We start from the raw sequence: 15026 nt of genomic DNA on the forward strand, positions 1-15026 counted from the left end.
ATGCGTTCGAAACACCTGCGGTTGCTGACCGCCGCCACATTGACCCTCTGTTCGTTGGCCGCCGGTATCGCCCAGGCGGCTGGGGTACTGACCATCGGTTGCCGTGAGGAAAGCACCACCTTCGACCCGATCAAGAGCGCGCAGAACCGCGACAGCTGGGTCTTTGCCAACGTCTACGACGTGCTGGTGCGGGTCGACAACACCGGCACCAAGCTGCTGCCGGGTTTGGCACAAAGCTGGCAAGTATCTGCCGACGGCCTGACCTACACCTTCAAGCTGCGCCCGGCCAAGTTCTCCGACGGCTCGCCGATCACTGCCGGCGATGCCGCGTTCAGCCTGCTGCGGATTCGCGACAACAAGGGCTCGCTGTGGAGCGATTCCTACAAGATCATCGACAAGGCCCAAGCCACCGACCCGCAGACCCTGGTGGTGACCCTCAAGGCACCGTCCGTGCCTTTCCTCGCGCAACTGGCCACGCCCAACGTCTCGATCCTGTCGCAGAAGGCCATGGAGAAAATCGGCGAGGACGCCTACGCCCAGGAGCCCGTGGCCTCGGGTGCCTTCATCGTCAAGGAATGGCTGCGCGGCGAGCGCGTGGTGCTGGAGAAGAACCCGCATTTCTGGCAGGCCGACAAGGTGAGCCTGGACGGCGTGGAATGGATCTCCATCCCGGACGACAACACCCGCATGCTCAAGGTCCAGGCCGGTGAGCTGGACTCGGCGATCTTCGTGCCATTCTCCCGGGTCGAGACCCTGAAGAAAGACCCGAACCTGGTGATCCACACCGACCCTTCCACCCGTGAAGATCATTTGTTGATCAATCACGATCACGGCCTGCTGGGCAAACCCGAAGTGCGCCAGGCCCTGGACATGGCGATCGACAAGAAATCCCTGGTCGACACCGTGACCTTTGGCCTGGGCCAAGTAGCCTATTCCTACATCCCCAAGGGCGCGCTGTATCACAACGCCAACAACCCACAGCGCCCCTATGACCCGGTCAAGGCCAAGCAGCTGTTGAAGGATGCCGGGGCCTCGGGCCTGAAACTCAACTACGTGGTCAATGCCGGCAACGAGGCCGACGAGCAGATCGCCGTCCTGGTCCAGCAGCAACTGGCCGCCGTGGGCGTGACCACCAACCTGCAGAAAGTCGACCCGACCCAGAGCTGGCAGATGCTGGTGGATGGCGACTACGACCTGTCGGTGATGTACTGGACCAACGACATCCTCGACCCCGACCAGAAGAGCACCTTCGTCCTGGGGCACGACACCAACATGAACTACATGACCCGCTACAAGAACGACAAGGTCAAGGCTCTGGTGGCCGATGCCCGCGTCGAGGCCGACCCGGCCAAGCGCCAGCAGATGTACACCGAGCTGCAGGCCATCGCCAAGCAGGACGCCCACTGGATCGACCTCTACTACAGCCCGTACATCAACATCTCGCGCAAGAACATCGAGCACTTCCAGCAAAGCCCGCTGGGCCGCCTGTCGCTGGAAGAGACGGTGAAGAACTGAGGGTGATGGACGCTGCAGGGAGAACGCTCAGCGTTGTCCCTGCATGATGGCCTGGAGGGGGCGGCGCTGTTTGCGGTCACCCCTGATTTGCCGGATTCCGGGCATAAAAAAAGACGTCCAAGGACGTCTTTTTTGTTTGCTGGAAGCAGCCTGGAAGGGTTGCGGAAGGTTATTTCCCAGGCTGGTTACCAGGAGCGTTTTTTAAGGCGCGGGCCACTGGACAGGAGGTTTTCTCGCCGATTCGCTGCTGGCCGGGGCTGGTAGGCATTGGGACCCAGGGTCCAGGCATTATCAATGTGCTCAAAGTAGGTCTTGAAGGTTGAGCGCAAACGCGGGCTCAACTCGAGGATGTACTCTTCCTCAAGCATGACGGTGACGACAAATTTATCTTCAACGATCACTGCATCACTGATGCGCTGCCAAAAACGGCTCTGGCGTTGTCTTTCTGATTCGCCCAAATCAGGGTTGGTAATGACCGCTACATGCCCTTTGTGCTCAGCAATGCAAAAAATGCTGGGCGCGAGCAGCCCTTGGAAATAGGCGGCTTCCAGCAAGGCAATAACACGTTCATCGTGATCTTGGTCCCAAATCACAGCCAGGCGCTGCAGTTCTATTGGGCTATCGGGCTTTGCAAGCAGGGGGGCGGAGATAATCGAGTAATGTGCTTCGAGCGCACCAACATTGTGTTGCTCGTCATATTCGGTGCGGAAGAATTCAGAGTACTGCGGAAGGTCGACGCGGGAGCTTAAGCGCATAGGAGGGCACCTGTTTATTTAGTAATGGTCAATTACGACGCTGTCTTTTCGGGATCAGCGCAATCTTGGTAATGGTCAATTACGGCGCTGTCCTTTCGGGATCAGCGCGGTCGGCACGGATTAAAGTGCTTCTGCGCCTCGGTTGTCAATACGCTTGCCCAGGTTCCAGGTGACGACCTGCGTCGATGCGGTTCCCGTCCGCTAATCGTCATCCTCACTCCAGCATCTGTGGCCTAGGTCGTCGGAGGGTGGTTCGTTGTCGGGGGTAGCTTGAGCTTTTTTTTAGGTTCGGTAGCGGCTTAGAGGGGCGATGGGCAAGCCGTTGAGTGGTACTGGGGGCTGCTGGGGTAATTCCAGGCACAAAAAAGGCACTTGCGAGATTCGCCAAGTGCCTTTTTGTATCGCTTGTTTGGTGGAGCCGGGGGGATTTGAACCCCCGTCCGCCAGTACTCCGCTGTCGGTCCTACATGCTTAGCCGTGTCTATTGAGTTAACCCTCAGCGACCCGACGGGCAGGGTGCTTTGGGCGAGTTGTGTAAGTTTTAGCCGCTTCGTCCACAACGTACTGCACGGCGATTCTGTTCTATATGACAATCATTTTGGGTTTACAGACATCCCCTGATGATTGCTGGACCCGAAGGTACCAGGGGGGAAGGGCTAGCGCCGCTTACGCAGCGAGAGCGTAATCCCCGTAGGTTTCGTCATTGGCAACTATAGGAAGTTGCAACAGTGGATTTACGAGTTCTGTTACCAACTCGGCATGCACCTAAAGTTTCGCAACCGGCGTCGAATCCAAAACGGCCCCGAGCCTGTCATGCATCGACAACAGGTTGGCGGATTCTACGCTAATCGTCGCCAGAAGGCCAACCCGAAGGTTGGCCTTGGTGGTGGTCTACTGATCGCCCTTGGTGTTGTTCTGCAACATCTGGATCGCCTGGGTGGTCAGGGAGATGCAGTTCTTGGTGCCCTGCTCGGTGCCCTTGGCCTGTTCGGCGGTGGCTTGCTGGACCTTGGAGTCGATGTCGCTGCTAAGGTCCGAGCTCATGGCTTCGGTGCTGACCTTGGCGTCGCGAATCTTTTGCAGGTTGATCTGGCACAGGTCTTCTTGCCCGGCGGCGAACGCCGGTGAGGCCAACATTGCAGCAGTGATGAACAGTCCAGCCAGTGCAGAGCGCTTCATGGTCGTCTCCTTGGATCACAGGGGGGAGGCCCACTTTTATCGTGGGCCTGGAGAATGGACTGCGCCCGTGGGCCGGGGTTCTCTTTTTGTGCGAAAAGGCCGGCGCGGGCGCCCGTTGCCGGGCACCCTTGGCCTCAAGCGGACTTGGCGCGGGTGACCCGGTCCACCAGGTAGACCAGCCCGTGGTAGTCGATCCCGCCATGCTGGCTGAGGCCGATTTCACAGGTGCGGCTGGTGGAGATGCCTTCGCTGCAGTACTGCACCGCGTCCTTGAGGCTGCGCAGCGAGTGGGCATTGAGCTCCGGAGTGGTGAAGCCCTTGTCGCCGGCGAAACCGCAGCAGTGGATGCCTTCGGGGATCACCACGTTGTTGCTGCAACGCCGGGCCAGTTCGATCAGCGCCTGGCTTTCCCCCAGGTGCTGGGTGCTGCAGGTGACGTGCACGGCGATTGGCGCTTCCTGGGGCGTGAACTCCAGGCGATCCAGCAGGTGGGTGCGGATGAAGCGCACCGGGTCATAGAGGTCCAGGCGCACGTCGCCCAGGTCCTGCACCAGGCGCAGGGTGCAGGGGCTGGTATCGCAGTAGATGGGGTCGAGGCCGCCACGGCTGGCGTGGAGCAGGGCGCCGATCAGTTCCTGGCGCTTGTCCTCGGCCTGGGTCGCATACCCCTTGGAGGCGAACGGCTGGCCACAGCAGAGGTTGTCCAGGTTGTCCGGCAGCACCACTTGGTAGCCGGCTTTCTCCAGCAGGCCGCGGGTCTTCTCGTACAGCGAACCTTGCTCCTTGTCGCCCGCCGCCGGCCCCATCACCCGCGACACGCAGGCCGCCAGGTACACCACCTTTGGGCGTGAGTCCTGCGCGGCCGGGCTGAAGCGAATGGCTTTCTCCGGTTGTGGTATGGCGTTGGTCCATTGCGGCACCCGCCCTTTGGACAGCCGGGTCAGGCCCGCCGACAGCTTGCCCAGGCGCGGTGCCCCCAGCAGCAGGCGTGCGCCATTGGCCACATGCAACGTAAAGCGAGCGCCTTGCAAGGTGCTGGCGAAGTGGGTGCTGAGCCAGTCGGCGGTGCCGTTATGAGTGGCGTGCTCGCTGCGCAGTTTCTTCACCAGCTCGCCGGTGTTGATGCCCACCGGGCAACGCTGGGCGCACAGGCCGGTGGCGGCGCAGGTGTCGACGCCCTGGTACTGGTAGGCCGCCTCCAGCTCCCTGGTATCGATGCCGGCACGCTTGCGGGCCTGGATATCACGCCAGATGACGATGCGCTGGCGTGGGCTCAGGGTCAGCCCTTTGGACGGGCACACCGGCTCGCAGAAGCCGCACTCGATGCACTTGTCCACAATCTCGTCGGCCGCCGGTAGCGGCTTGAGGTGCTTGAGGTGGATCTGCGGATCTTCGCTGAGCACCACGTCGGGGTTGAGAATACCGTTGGGGTCCAGCAGGCGCTTGAGCTGCCACATCAGCTGGTAGGCATCGCTGCCCCACTCCAGCTCGACGAAGGGCGCCATGTTGCGCCCGGTGCCGTGCTCGGCCTTGAGCGAACCACCGAACTCCACGGCCACCAGTTGCGCCACGTCGTCCATGAAGGCCTGGTAGCGCTCCACCTCCTCGGTGCTGTTAAAGCCCTGGGTGAAGACGAAATGCAGGTTGCCTTCCAGGGCATGGCCGAACAGGATCGCCTCGTCGTAGCGGTGCTTGTCGAACAGCTCGATCAGGCGATTGACGCCGATGGCCAGCTGTTCGACGGGGAAGGTTACGTCCTCGATGATCACTGTGGTGCCGGTCTTGCGCACTGCGCCGACGGCCGGGAAGGTGTCCTTGCGGATCGCCCAGAGCTTGGCGTTTTCCTGCGGGTCCTCGCTGAAATCCACCTGTTTTTCCACCGCGAAGGCGGCCAGGGAATCCATGATCTGCGCCAGTTGCTCATGCAGCAGTGACGAGGACGCGGCGCGGGACTCGATCAGCAGCGCGCAGGCATTGGCCGAAAGCTGCTGGACGAAGGCCGGCATGCCGGGCTTGTCCTGCACCGAGCGCAGGCTGCGGCGGTCCAGCAGCTCCACCGCCGACACCGGCTGGCTCTTGAGCACGGTCACCGCGTTGCAGCAGGTCTCCACATCGGGGAAGACGATCAGGGCCGAGGCCTTGTGCGGATGGTCGACCACGGTGTCGTAGGTCACCGCGCTGATGAACCCCAGGGTGCCCTCGGAGCCCACCAGCAGGTGGCTGAGGATCTCCAGCGGCTCGTCGAAGTCCACCAGGGCATTGAGCGACAGGCCGGTGGTGTTCTTCAGCCGATACTTGTGGCGGATGCGGCTGGCCAACTCGCTGTTGGCGCGGGTGGCACGGCCCAGTTCCGCCAGGCGTTGCAGCAGCGCAGCGTGGCTGTGGCGAAAGGCGGCGACGCTGGCGGCGTCCTCGGTGTCCAGGCGGGTGCCATCGGCCAGGACCACGCGGATGCCGGCCAGGGTGTGATAGCTGTTCTGGGCGGTGCCGCAGCACATGCCGCTGGCGTTGTTGGCGACGATGCCGCCGATCTTGCAGGCGTTGATCGAGGCCGGGTCGGGGCCGATCTTGCGTCCGAACGGCGCCAGCCAGGCGTTGGCCTGGGCACCGATGACCCCGGGTTGCAGGCGGATCTGCGCGCCCTGGTCGCGGATCTCCCGGGCGTTCCAGTTATCCCCGAGGACAATCAGCACCGAATCGCTGATGGCCTGCCCGGAAAGGCTGGTGCCGGCGGCGCGGAAGGTCACCGGTACCCGGTCGCGCTGGGCCAGTTGCAGCAGGGCGACCACTTCGTCCTCGGATTCGACGCGGATCACCAGCTTGGGGATCAGCCGGTAGAAGCTGGCGTCGGTGCCGAAGGCCAGGGTCGAGAGCGGGTCGTCGAAGCGCCGTTCCTGGGGAATCAGGCGCTGGGCATCACGCAGAAAAGCGGCCGGCAGGCTCATTGGTCCTCCAGGATCAGCACCACCAGGTCTTTCGGGCCGTGGGCGCCGTAAGCCAGGACTTGCTCGATATCAGCGGTTTTCGACGGGCCGGAAACCAGCAGCGCATTGGTCGGCATGCCGCAAGCCCAGTTCATCTGTTGCTGCACCTGGTAGAAGTTGTCGCGGATCTCGCTGGCCTTGAGCAGGGCGAAATGCACCGGTGGTACCAGGCTCATCAGTCGCGGTTCCTCGCGGGTCGGCCAGAGGATCAGGCTGCCGGTGGCGGCGATGGCGCCCAGGGTGCCGGTGAGGCTGGCCGGGGTGTCGTTGAACAGCTCGGCCTTCCATTCTTCCACCGGCCGATCGTAGGCCTTGAGTTCGGGCAGCTCGGGATGCGCCGCCCAGTGCTGCTGCACCTGCTGGCCATGGGCGGTACCCGGGGCGATCAGCAGGCTGGGCAGTTGGCGCTCCTTGAGCAGGCGGGCGAGCAATTCGGGCCACTCGGCCGCGCGGCTCAGGTGGATCTCGGTGTGCACCGCTTCCATCTGTTTGCGCAACTGCGGGATGCGTTGCTCGGCGGTGTAGGTATAGGGCTCGGTGACCAGCGCCTCGTCGAAGTTATCCACAATAGGCGTGGTGCCGCTCAGGCTGTTACGCAGCTTGGCGAGGATGTTGTGCTTGGCGCTCATCAGCGATCTTCCTGCTTGGCCAGGTGCTCGCGGGCCAGGTCGTGCAGCGACCGGGCGGCGGGTTTTGGCGCACTGTGGTTCTGGGTCCAGGGGCCGACGTTGCTCGGGGCCAGCGCCCGCAACCGGGTGGCCGCCAGGGTGAACAGGCGATACAGGGTGGGCGAGCTGTTCAGCCGCGCCCAGGCGTTCCAGATGAAACGCTCCTTGCGCGAGAACTTGCTGCCCTGGCCACGCATCACCGGGTGCGGGCTGTCCGGGGCCTTGACGTTCTCTTCGCGCAGGCGCCGCAGCAACGCCGGGATTGGGATCTTCACCGGGCAGACTTCGCCGCAGGCACCGCACAGCGACGAAGCGCTGGGGTGATCCGGGACCTTGGCCAGGCCCACCATGTGCGGGGTGATGATCTTGCCGATCGGCCCCGGGTAGACCTCGCCATAGGTGTGGCCGCCGACCCTCGTGTACACCGGGCAGTGGTTCATGCAGGCGCCGCAGCGGATGCAGTTCAGGGTCTGGCGCAGTTCGCTGTCGGCAAACGCCTGGCTGCGGCCGTTGTCCAGCAGCACCAGGTGCACTTCCCGGGGGCCGTCGAGCTCATGCTCTTTGCGCGGGCCGGAGATCATGTTGACGTAGGTGGTGATCGGCTGGCCCAGGGCCGAGCGGGTCAGCAGCGACAACAACGGCACTACGTCGCGCAGGTTCTCGACCACTTTCTCGATCCCGGTGACAGCGATGTGCACCGGAGGCACGGTGGTGGACATGCGGCCGTTGCCTTCGTTTTCCACCAGCAGCAGGGTGCCGGTCTCGGCCACGGCGAAGTTGACGCCCGAGACGCCGATGTCGGCTTCGAAGAATTTCTGCCGCAGGACCCTGCGACCGATCTGGATGAGTTGGTCGACGTCCTTGGTGTACTCCACGCCAAGTTTGTCGTGGAACAAGGACGCGACCTGACCGGCATTCTTGTGGATCGCCGGCATAATGATGTGTGAAGGCTTCTCGTGGTCGAGCTGGACGATGAACTCGCCCATGTCCGACTCAAGGCATTCAATGCCTTGTTCAGCGAGGACATGGTTCATTTCCATTTCCTCGCTGACCATCGATTTGCCCTTGATCACTTGCCGTGCCTCGTGAGCACGGATGATCGAAAGAACGATGCCATTGGCCTCGTCCACCGTTTCCGCCCAGTGCACAGTCACACCGTTGCGGGTCAGGTTCTGTTCCAGGCGCTCGAGCAGGTCGGGCAGCTTGGACAACGCCCGGGCGCGAATCGCATTGCCCAGGGCGCGCAGGTGTTCGCGCTCAAAGGCATCGCTGAACGAGGCCGCACGCTTGGCCATGAGTGAATCCATGGCGCTGCGAAAGTTGTTGCGCAGTTGCTGGTCGCCCAGGGCCTGGTGGGCCCGGGTGCGAAAATCGTCCGCCACCGTCGTGGTCGGAATCAGCTCGGGAGTGCTCATTGGGCACCTCCGGTACGCTGCCAGAGGAAGCTCGCCAGGTGCTGGCCGCGCAATGCCTCTCTTTGTTTCTCCAGGGCGCCGTTGATGTTCATCAAGCAGCCGCAGTCGGCACTGACCACCTGGTGCGCGCCGGAGTCCTTCAGTGCGCGGGTCTTGTCCGCGACCATGGCGCCAGAGATATCCGGCATTCGGACGCTGAAAGTCCCGCCAAAGCCACAGCATTCGCTTTCGTGGCTGTGTTCTACCCGTTCCACGTTGCTCAGTTGTGACAGCAGCTCACGCCCGTGCAGGTGGGTGTTCATTTCCCGGCGCGCCGAGCAGGAAGTGTGCAAGGCCACCTTGATCGGCTTACCGCTGTCCTTGAGTTGCACCTTGCACACATGCAGGAGGAACTCGGCCAGCTCGTAGGTGCGTGCGGCCAGGGCCTGCACCTGTGCCAGGGTCTCGGGCTCGTCCTTGAACAAGTCCGCGTAGTGCTCGCGAATCATCCCGGCGCAGGAGCCCGAGGGCACTACCACCGGATAGTCCCCGGCGAACAGCGCCAGTTGTGCGCGGGCCACGGTGCGCGCCTGCTCGGTGTAACCGCTGGTGTAGGCCGGTTGTCCGCAGCAGCTTTGCCCCTGTGGGTATTCCACGCGAATGCCTTCGCGCTCCAGCAGGTGGATCGCATCCATCCCGGCTTCGGGATAGAACAGATCGACCACGCAAGTGCCGAACAGGTAGACCCGCGCGGGCTTGGCGCCAGGGTACTGCCGGGGCTCGGCCAAAGGTGGCGCGACACGGGTCGCATTGGGCACGGCGTTGTAGAAAAGCTCGCTCATCAGGCGTGTCTCCGGGTGGTCCCGGTTATTCGTCTGTCGCGGCGGCTGAAAGATAAACCAGCAAGCTTTCAGCAGCCTTGCAGACCGGGTGGTGAATGACTGGCGCCGCGACTCCTTGCGGCGCCATCAGTATTGTCTAGTGCACCAGCATGCCGGTGAACCAGTAGGCCTGGGCCAGGGTGATCAGACCGACGATAGTGGCAAAGAACAGGCTGTGCTTGAGGGTGAAGCGGAACAGATCGGACTCCTTGCCCACCAGGCCGGTGGCGGCGCAGGCCACGGCGATCGACTGCGGCGAGATCATCTTGCCGGTCACGCCACCGCTGGTGTTGGCCGCCACCAGCAGGGTGTCGTTGACCCCCAGTTGATGCGCGGTGGTGGCCTGCAGCGAACTGAACAGGGCGTTGGACGAAGTATCGGAACCGGTGAGGAACACCCCCAGCCAGCCCAGGAACGGCGAGAAGAACGGGAAGGCCGCGCCGGTGGCCGCCAGGACCAGGGCCATGGTCGAAGACATGCCCGAATAGTTGGTGACGAAGGCGAAGGCCAGCACCATGCCGATGGACAGGATCGGCCAGCGCAGCTCGTAGAAGGTTTCCTTTAAAGTGGTCAGACCAGTTTTAAAGTCGATCTTCAGTACCAGCATGGACAGCAGTGCCGAGAAGAAGATCGCGGTGCCAGTGGCCGAGATCGGGTCGAACTTGAACACCGCAGGAATGGCTGTGGGCGTGGTGACGATCGGCGCCACCTTGATCACCAGCTGATCCAGGTGCGGGATGGCGAAGTTGAACACCCAGGCGTACATCGCGCCGCCGGCGGCGAACATCGCCTTGAACGGCTTGAGGGTCCAGAGGGTGACCAGCACGGTGAGGATCAGGAAGGGCGACCAGGCCTTGAAGATCTGGCCCAGGCTGTAGGGCGAGGCCAGGGTCCTGCGTGGCTGGCCGAAGCCGCCGGCGCTGGCGGTGATGGCGATGTCGGCGCTGACTCCGGGAATGCGTGCACCGGCGCTGCGCTTGGGCTGCCAGATCTTCAGGAACAGCGTCAGGGCGATCAGGCTGGCCAGGGCCGAGGTGATGTCCGGCAGCTCCGGGCCGATGAAGTTCGAAGTGAAGTATTGGGTCACGGCGAAGCTCAGGCCGGCCACCAGTGCCGCTGGCCAGGTCTCCCTGACACCGCGCAGGCCGTCCATCATGAACACCAGCCAGAACGGCACGAACAGCGACAGCAGGGGCAGTTGGCGGCCGGTCATGGCGCCGATCTTGAAGGCGTCGATACCGGTCACCTGGCCGGCGACGATGATCGGGATGCCCAGGGCGCCGAAGGCCACTGGCGCGGTGTTGGCGATCAGGCACAGGCCCGCGGCGTACAGCGGGTTGAAGCCCAGGCCCACCAGCAGGGCGGCGGTGATCGCCACGGGAGCGCCGAAGCCTGCCGCACCTTCGAGGAAGGCGCCGAAGCAGAAGCCGATCAGCAGTACCTGCAGGCGCTGGTCGTCGGTGATCGACAGCACCGAGCTGCGGATGATTTCGAACTGGCCGCTCTTCACGGTCAGCTTGTAGAGGAATACGGCGGCGACGATGATCCAGGCGATGGGCCATAGACCGTAGGCAAATCCATAGCCAGCGGCAGCGAAGGCCATGTCGGCGGGCATCTGGAAGGCGAAGATCGCCACCAGGATCGACAAGGCGAGGGTGATGCTCCCGGCGACATGTCCCTTGAGGCGGAACACGGCCAGAGCCAGGAAGAAGAACACAATCGGGATGACGGCAGCGAGAGCGGACAGGCCGAGGCTGCCAAGCGGGCTATAGAGCTGTTGCCAGGTTTGCATAGTGGGGTGGCCCCTAATTGTTGTTGGTCAGGCACTGCTAGCGTCTTGGTTAATTGGTAAGACCAATTTACAATCGCTGTTGGCTAGGGTAAAAGCCCGATGCTCGGTGTGTCAATTTGCCGCCCTAAAACTTTTGTAGCAGGCCGTTAGGGCGACTCATCTGTTCGCTGGAAATGGCAGTGTTCTGCTAGGTGTGGGCAGGGTCTGAATAGGCCAGAATAGAGCCCCCCGACGATGGGTCGGAGGGTGGGGAGTGAGTGATGGGGTTTGACCAGATACGCCAGCGCCGTTTGTCCGACGATATTGTCGAGCGCCTGGAAGCGATGATTCTCGAGGGCACCTTGAAGGCGGGCGAGCGCTTGCCGGCCGAGCGAGCCCTGGCCGAGCAGTTTGGGGTTTCACGGCCATCGCTGCGTGAAGCGATCCAGAAGCTGACCGCCAAGGGGTTGCTGATCAGCCGCCAGGGCGGCGGCAATTATGTGGTGGAAGGCCTGGGCTCGACCTTCAGCGACCCATTGCTGCATCTTCTGGAAAACAATCCCGAGGCCCAGCGCGATCTATTGGAGTTCCGCCACACCCTCGAAGCGTCCTGCGCCTATTACGCGGCGTTGCGGGCGACCCCGGTGGATCGCGAGCGTCTGACCCAGGCCTTCGAAGAACTGCAGGATTGCTATGCCCATGCCAATGACGACAGCCGCAGCGAGGAGGGGGCGGCGGATGCGCGGTTCCACCTGGCGATTGCCGAGGCCAGCCATAACGCGGTGCTGTTGCACACCATTCGCGGGCTGTTCGATCTGCTCAAGCGCAACGTGGTGACCAATATCGGTGGCATGTACAAGCAGCGCACGGAAACCCGCGAGATGCTGATCAGCCAGCACCGTGACCTGTACCTGGCGATTATCGAGGGGCGTGCGGAGGAGGCGCGTGAGGTCTCCAGCCGGCACATTCTCTATGTGCAGGAGGTGCTTGAGGAAGTGCGTCAGGAAGTACAGCGAGTGGCCCGGGCCGAACGGCGCAAGGGCATCTGATGCAAATCGCCGGTACTGCGGTTCCTGCAGCGATGGCGCAGAAACCGCAGTACCGGCGATGACGGCTTCAGGGCAGGACGGTCAGTCTTCCTTGCCCTTGGTCCGCACGGCGCGCTGCAATTCCCGGTCGGAATCGCGCTCGCGCTCGGTGTGCCGCTTGTCATATTCCTTCTTGCCCTTGCCCAGTGCGATCTCGCACTTGACCAGGTGCTTGCTCCAGTAGAGCGAAAGGCAGACGCAGGCATAACCCTTCTGCTGCACTGCGGCGAACAGCTTTTCCAGCTCGCGCTGGTTGAGCAGCAGCTTGCGCGTGCGCGTCGGGTCGGCGATGACGTGGGTGCTGGCGGTGGTCAGCGGGGTGAAATGGCTGCCGAACAGCCAGGCCTCGCCATCCTTGAGCAGCACGTAACTGTCCACCAGTTGCGCCTTGCCCGCCCGCAGACTCTTTACTTCCCAGCCGGCCAGGACCAGTCCAGCCTCGAACCTGTGTTCGATGAAGTAATCGTGACGCGCCTTTTTATTCTGCGCGATGGTCCCTGTTGGGTGTTTCTTCTGTTTAGCCATAGGGGCGGCATTATAGGGAGTTGCGCGGCCGCCCGCTACGGTGATGCAGCGTGCTTGAGCAGGTTGATCGAATCCCGGACAATGCGCGCTCTTTTTTTCGGTTGGGCGTGTTAACGATGTCGACAGACAGGGTCTCTGTCCATGGCGGTTGGGCAAGCCGCTGGGTCTTTATACTCGCTGCAACTGGTTCGGCCGTGGGCCTGGGGAGCATCTGGAAATTCCCCTATATGGTCGGCGTCTATGGTGGCGGTGCTTTTGTCCTGGTGTTCCTGGCGTGTATCGCGCTGATCGGCTTGCCGGTGATGCTGGCCGAGACATTGATCGGGCGACGGGCTCGGCAGAGTCCGGCGAATGCGCTGAAAGTCCTGGCCCAAGAGGCCGGGCATTCGGCCAAGTGGTCCTGGGGCGCTTTTGCCGGAATGATCACGGCCTTGTTGATCCTTTCCTTCTATAGCGTGGTGGGTGGTTGGTCGCTGGACTACATCATCGACATGGGGCGTGGGGATTTCAGCGGCGTCACGGCGGAGCAGGTAGGGGCCTACTTCGCTTCCGTGACCGCCGACCCTTGGCGCCTGACGCTCTGGCACACGTTGTTCATGCTGCTGTCGGCGCTGGTGATTGCCAAGGGCGTAGTCGCCGGGCTCGAGCGTAGCCTGCGGATCATGATGCCGCTGCTGTTCGTGATGCTGCTGGTGCTGCTGGGCTACAGCATGACCACCGGGCACTTCATGCAGGGTTTGCACTTCATGTTCGACTTCAGCCTGGAGCGGCTGCTGGATGGCCTGTTGCCTGCCATGGGCCATGCCTTCTTTTCCCTCAGTGTGGGGGTTGGCTCGATCATGATCTACGGCGCCTACATGCCCAAGCATTCGTCCCTGGCCGGAACGGTGGTGGGCGTGGCGCTGCTGGACACCTTTGTCTCGTTGTTGGCCGGGATGGCGCTGTTCCCCATCGTCTTCGCCGCGGGACTGAATCCCAGTGAAGGGCCGGGGCTGATGTTCATCAGCCTGCCATTCGCCTTTGGAAATGTGGCGTTCGGCCAGCTCATGGGCGTAGTGTTCTTTATCCTGGTGGCCATTGCTGCATGGAGTTCAGCCATTTCCCTGCTGGAGCCCATGGTGGCTTATCTTGTGGAGAAGACTAAAATCCGCCGCGCCTGGGTGACGTTCTGGTTGGCGTTCAGTTGCTGGTTCGTGGGGTTGGGAACGGTGTTTTCCTTCAACATCTGGCAACAGGCCAAGTTTTTCGTGAACGATGGCGGCGCTTTCCACCTCTACCAATGGGGGGCGGCCGGCGGCCTGGACTTCTTCGGCGTGATCGACTTCTTCACCTCGCGGATCATGTTGCCCCTAGGCGGTTTGTGCTTCGTGGTATTTGCAGGTTGGGTGATGGGCCGTGAGGCAGTGCGTGATGAGTTGTCGCTGCGCAGTCCCTTGTTGTTCGCCCTGGCCTTGTTTTTGATGCGCTATGTGGCGCCCGTCGGCATTCTTGTGGTGTTTGCCGCCCAGTTGTGGAAATGAAGCTCACATGACGACCCATATTCAACGTTCGGCCCTTTTGCCTTATCCGGCGCAGTTTCTTTATGACCTGGTCAACGATGTGGCCCGGTATCCGGAGTTTCTCCCTTGGTGCTCTTCGTCCACGGTGCTCGAGAGCAGCTCCGAGCATATGCGCGCCAGCCTGGAGGTGGCCAAGGGAGGGTTGAGCCAGCATTTCGTCACGCGTAATGCTCTGGTGCCGGGGCAGTCCATCGAGATGAATCTGGAGGAGGGGCCGTTCAATCAGTTGCACGGTCTGTGGGTGTTCAAGCCGCTGGGCGAGAAGGCCTGCAAGATCAGCCTGGACCTGTCATTCGACTACGCTGGGCCGCTGGTGCGCGCCACCCTGGGGCCGCTGTTCAATCAGGCGGCGAATACCCTGGTGGATGCATTCTGCCAGCGCGCCAAGCAATTGCATGGTTGAGGCGATGATGCGGATCGAAGTGGTGCATGCCGCGCTCGATCGCCAGTTGCTGGTCGAGGTGCAGGTGCCTGAGGGTACGACCTTGCGAGGGGCATTATTGGCTTCTGCCTTGGGCGAGCATTTTCCCGGTTTGGACCTGATGGCTTGCCCGGTCGGGATCTTCGGTCGGCAGGTCAACGACCCTGAACGGCATGTGCTCCAGGCAGGGGATCGGATCGAGGTCTATCGTCCGCTGCTGGCGGACCCCAAGGAAGTGCGCCGGATGCGGGCGGCCAAGGCTGCCGAGGCGCGTAAGCGCTAAGAG

Annotated in this window: 13 protein-coding genes and 1 other RNA gene; 5 read left to right on the forward strand and 9 right to left on the reverse strand. The window is 62.4% G+C overall.

The genetic code is table 11. The annotated features are described in order from the left end of the window. Positions 1-1515, forward strand: a complete 1515-nt coding sequence (locus tag C4K39_RS03950; protein WP_068577501.1) for an ABC transporter substrate-binding protein — start codon at positions 1-3, stop codon at positions 1513-1515. 185 nt (positions 1516-1700) lie between these two features. Here C4K39_RS03950 and C4K39_RS03955 read toward each other — a convergent pair whose 3' ends face one another. From C4K39_RS03955 to C4K39_RS03990, 8 genes are all read right to left on the reverse strand, one after another. Further along, positions 1701-2270, reverse strand: coding sequence for a hypothetical protein (locus tag C4K39_RS03955; protein ID WP_068577503.1), 570 nt, complete (start codon positions 2268-2270; stop codon positions 1701-1703). A gap of 410 nt (positions 2271-2680) precedes the next feature. Next, positions 2681-3074: a transfer-messenger RNA gene (gene ssrA, locus C4K39_RS03960) on the reverse strand. A gap of 87 nt (positions 3075-3161) precedes the next feature. Next, positions 3162-3449, reverse strand: coding sequence for a PA2433 domain-containing protein (locus C4K39_RS03965; protein WP_068577741.1), 288 nt, complete (start codon positions 3447-3449; stop codon positions 3162-3164). Positions 3450-3583: 134 nt separating this feature from the next. Further along, positions 3584-6394: an FAD-binding and (Fe-S)-binding domain-containing protein gene (locus C4K39_RS03970; RefSeq protein WP_124345711.1), complete on the reverse strand. Its 2811-nt coding sequence runs from the start codon at positions 6392-6394 to the stop codon at positions 3584-3586. Beyond that, complete coding sequence (locus C4K39_RS03975; RefSeq protein ID WP_068577748.1) at positions 6391-7062, reverse strand: LutC/YkgG family protein; 672 nt, start codon at positions 7060-7062, stop codon at positions 6391-6393. The genes C4K39_RS03970 and C4K39_RS03975 overlap by 4 nt, the downstream gene beginning before the upstream one ends. Further along, positions 7062-8516, reverse strand: coding sequence for a LutB/LldF family L-lactate oxidation iron-sulfur protein (locus C4K39_RS03980; RefSeq protein WP_022642142.1), 1455 nt, complete (start codon positions 8514-8516; stop codon positions 7062-7064). The genes C4K39_RS03975 and C4K39_RS03980 overlap by 1 nt, the downstream gene beginning before the upstream one ends. Continuing rightward, on the reverse strand, positions 8513-9337 hold the full coding sequence (locus C4K39_RS03985; RefSeq protein WP_124345712.1) for a (Fe-S)-binding protein: 825 nt from the start codon (positions 9335-9337) through the stop codon (positions 8513-8515). Before C4K39_RS03985 ends, C4K39_RS03980 begins: the two co-directional genes overlap by 4 nt. Positions 9338-9473: 136 nt before the next feature. Then, positions 9474-11168 (reverse strand): lactate permease LctP family transporter, encoded by a 1695-nt coding sequence (locus C4K39_RS03990; protein WP_068577755.1) that lies wholly within the window; start codon positions 11166-11168, stop codon positions 9474-9476. A gap of 260 nt (positions 11169-11428) precedes the next feature. On the opposite strand from C4K39_RS03990, the gene C4K39_RS03995 reads away from it, so the two are divergent. Next, the gene (locus C4K39_RS03995; protein ID WP_068577757.1) at positions 11429-12196 is read left to right on the forward strand and encodes a GntR family transcriptional regulator; all 768 of its coding nucleotides are present in this window, start codon (positions 11429-11431) and stop codon (positions 12194-12196) included. Positions 12197-12277: 81 nt separating this feature from the next. Here the strand turns inward: C4K39_RS03995 and smpB are convergent, their stop codons facing one another. Beyond that, positions 12278-12760: an SsrA-binding protein SmpB gene (smpB, locus tag C4K39_RS04000; RefSeq protein ID WP_022642145.1), complete on the reverse strand. Its 483-nt coding sequence runs from the start codon at positions 12758-12760 to the stop codon at positions 12278-12280. Positions 12761-12876: 116 nt separating this feature from the next. Here smpB and C4K39_RS04005 point away from each other — a divergent pair, with 116 nt between their 5' ends. From C4K39_RS04005 to C4K39_RS04015, 3 genes are read left to right on the forward strand one after another with little or no spacing between them, the layout of a single operon-like run. After that, the gene (locus C4K39_RS04005) at positions 12877-14280 is read left to right on the forward strand and encodes a sodium-dependent transporter (protein WP_068577759.1); all 1404 of its coding nucleotides are present in this window, start codon (positions 12877-12879) and stop codon (positions 14278-14280) included. Positions 14281-14287: 7 nt separating this feature from the next. Beyond that, on the forward strand, positions 14288-14722 hold the full coding sequence (locus C4K39_RS04010) for a type II toxin-antitoxin system RatA family toxin (protein WP_068577761.1): 435 nt from the start codon (positions 14288-14290) through the stop codon (positions 14720-14722). Then, positions 14715-15023, forward strand: a complete 309-nt coding sequence (locus C4K39_RS04015) for an RnfH family protein (protein ID WP_124345713.1) — start codon at positions 14715-14717, stop codon at positions 15021-15023. The genes C4K39_RS04010 and C4K39_RS04015 overlap by 8 nt, the downstream gene beginning before the upstream one ends. Positions 15024-15026: the final 3 nt, after the last annotated feature.

The sequence above is a fragment of the Pseudomonas sessilinigenes genome, assembly GCF_003850565.1.
In the GTDB taxonomy this organism is placed as follows: Bacteria; Pseudomonadota; Gammaproteobacteria; order Pseudomonadales; family Pseudomonadaceae; genus Aquipseudomonas; species Aquipseudomonas sessilinigenes.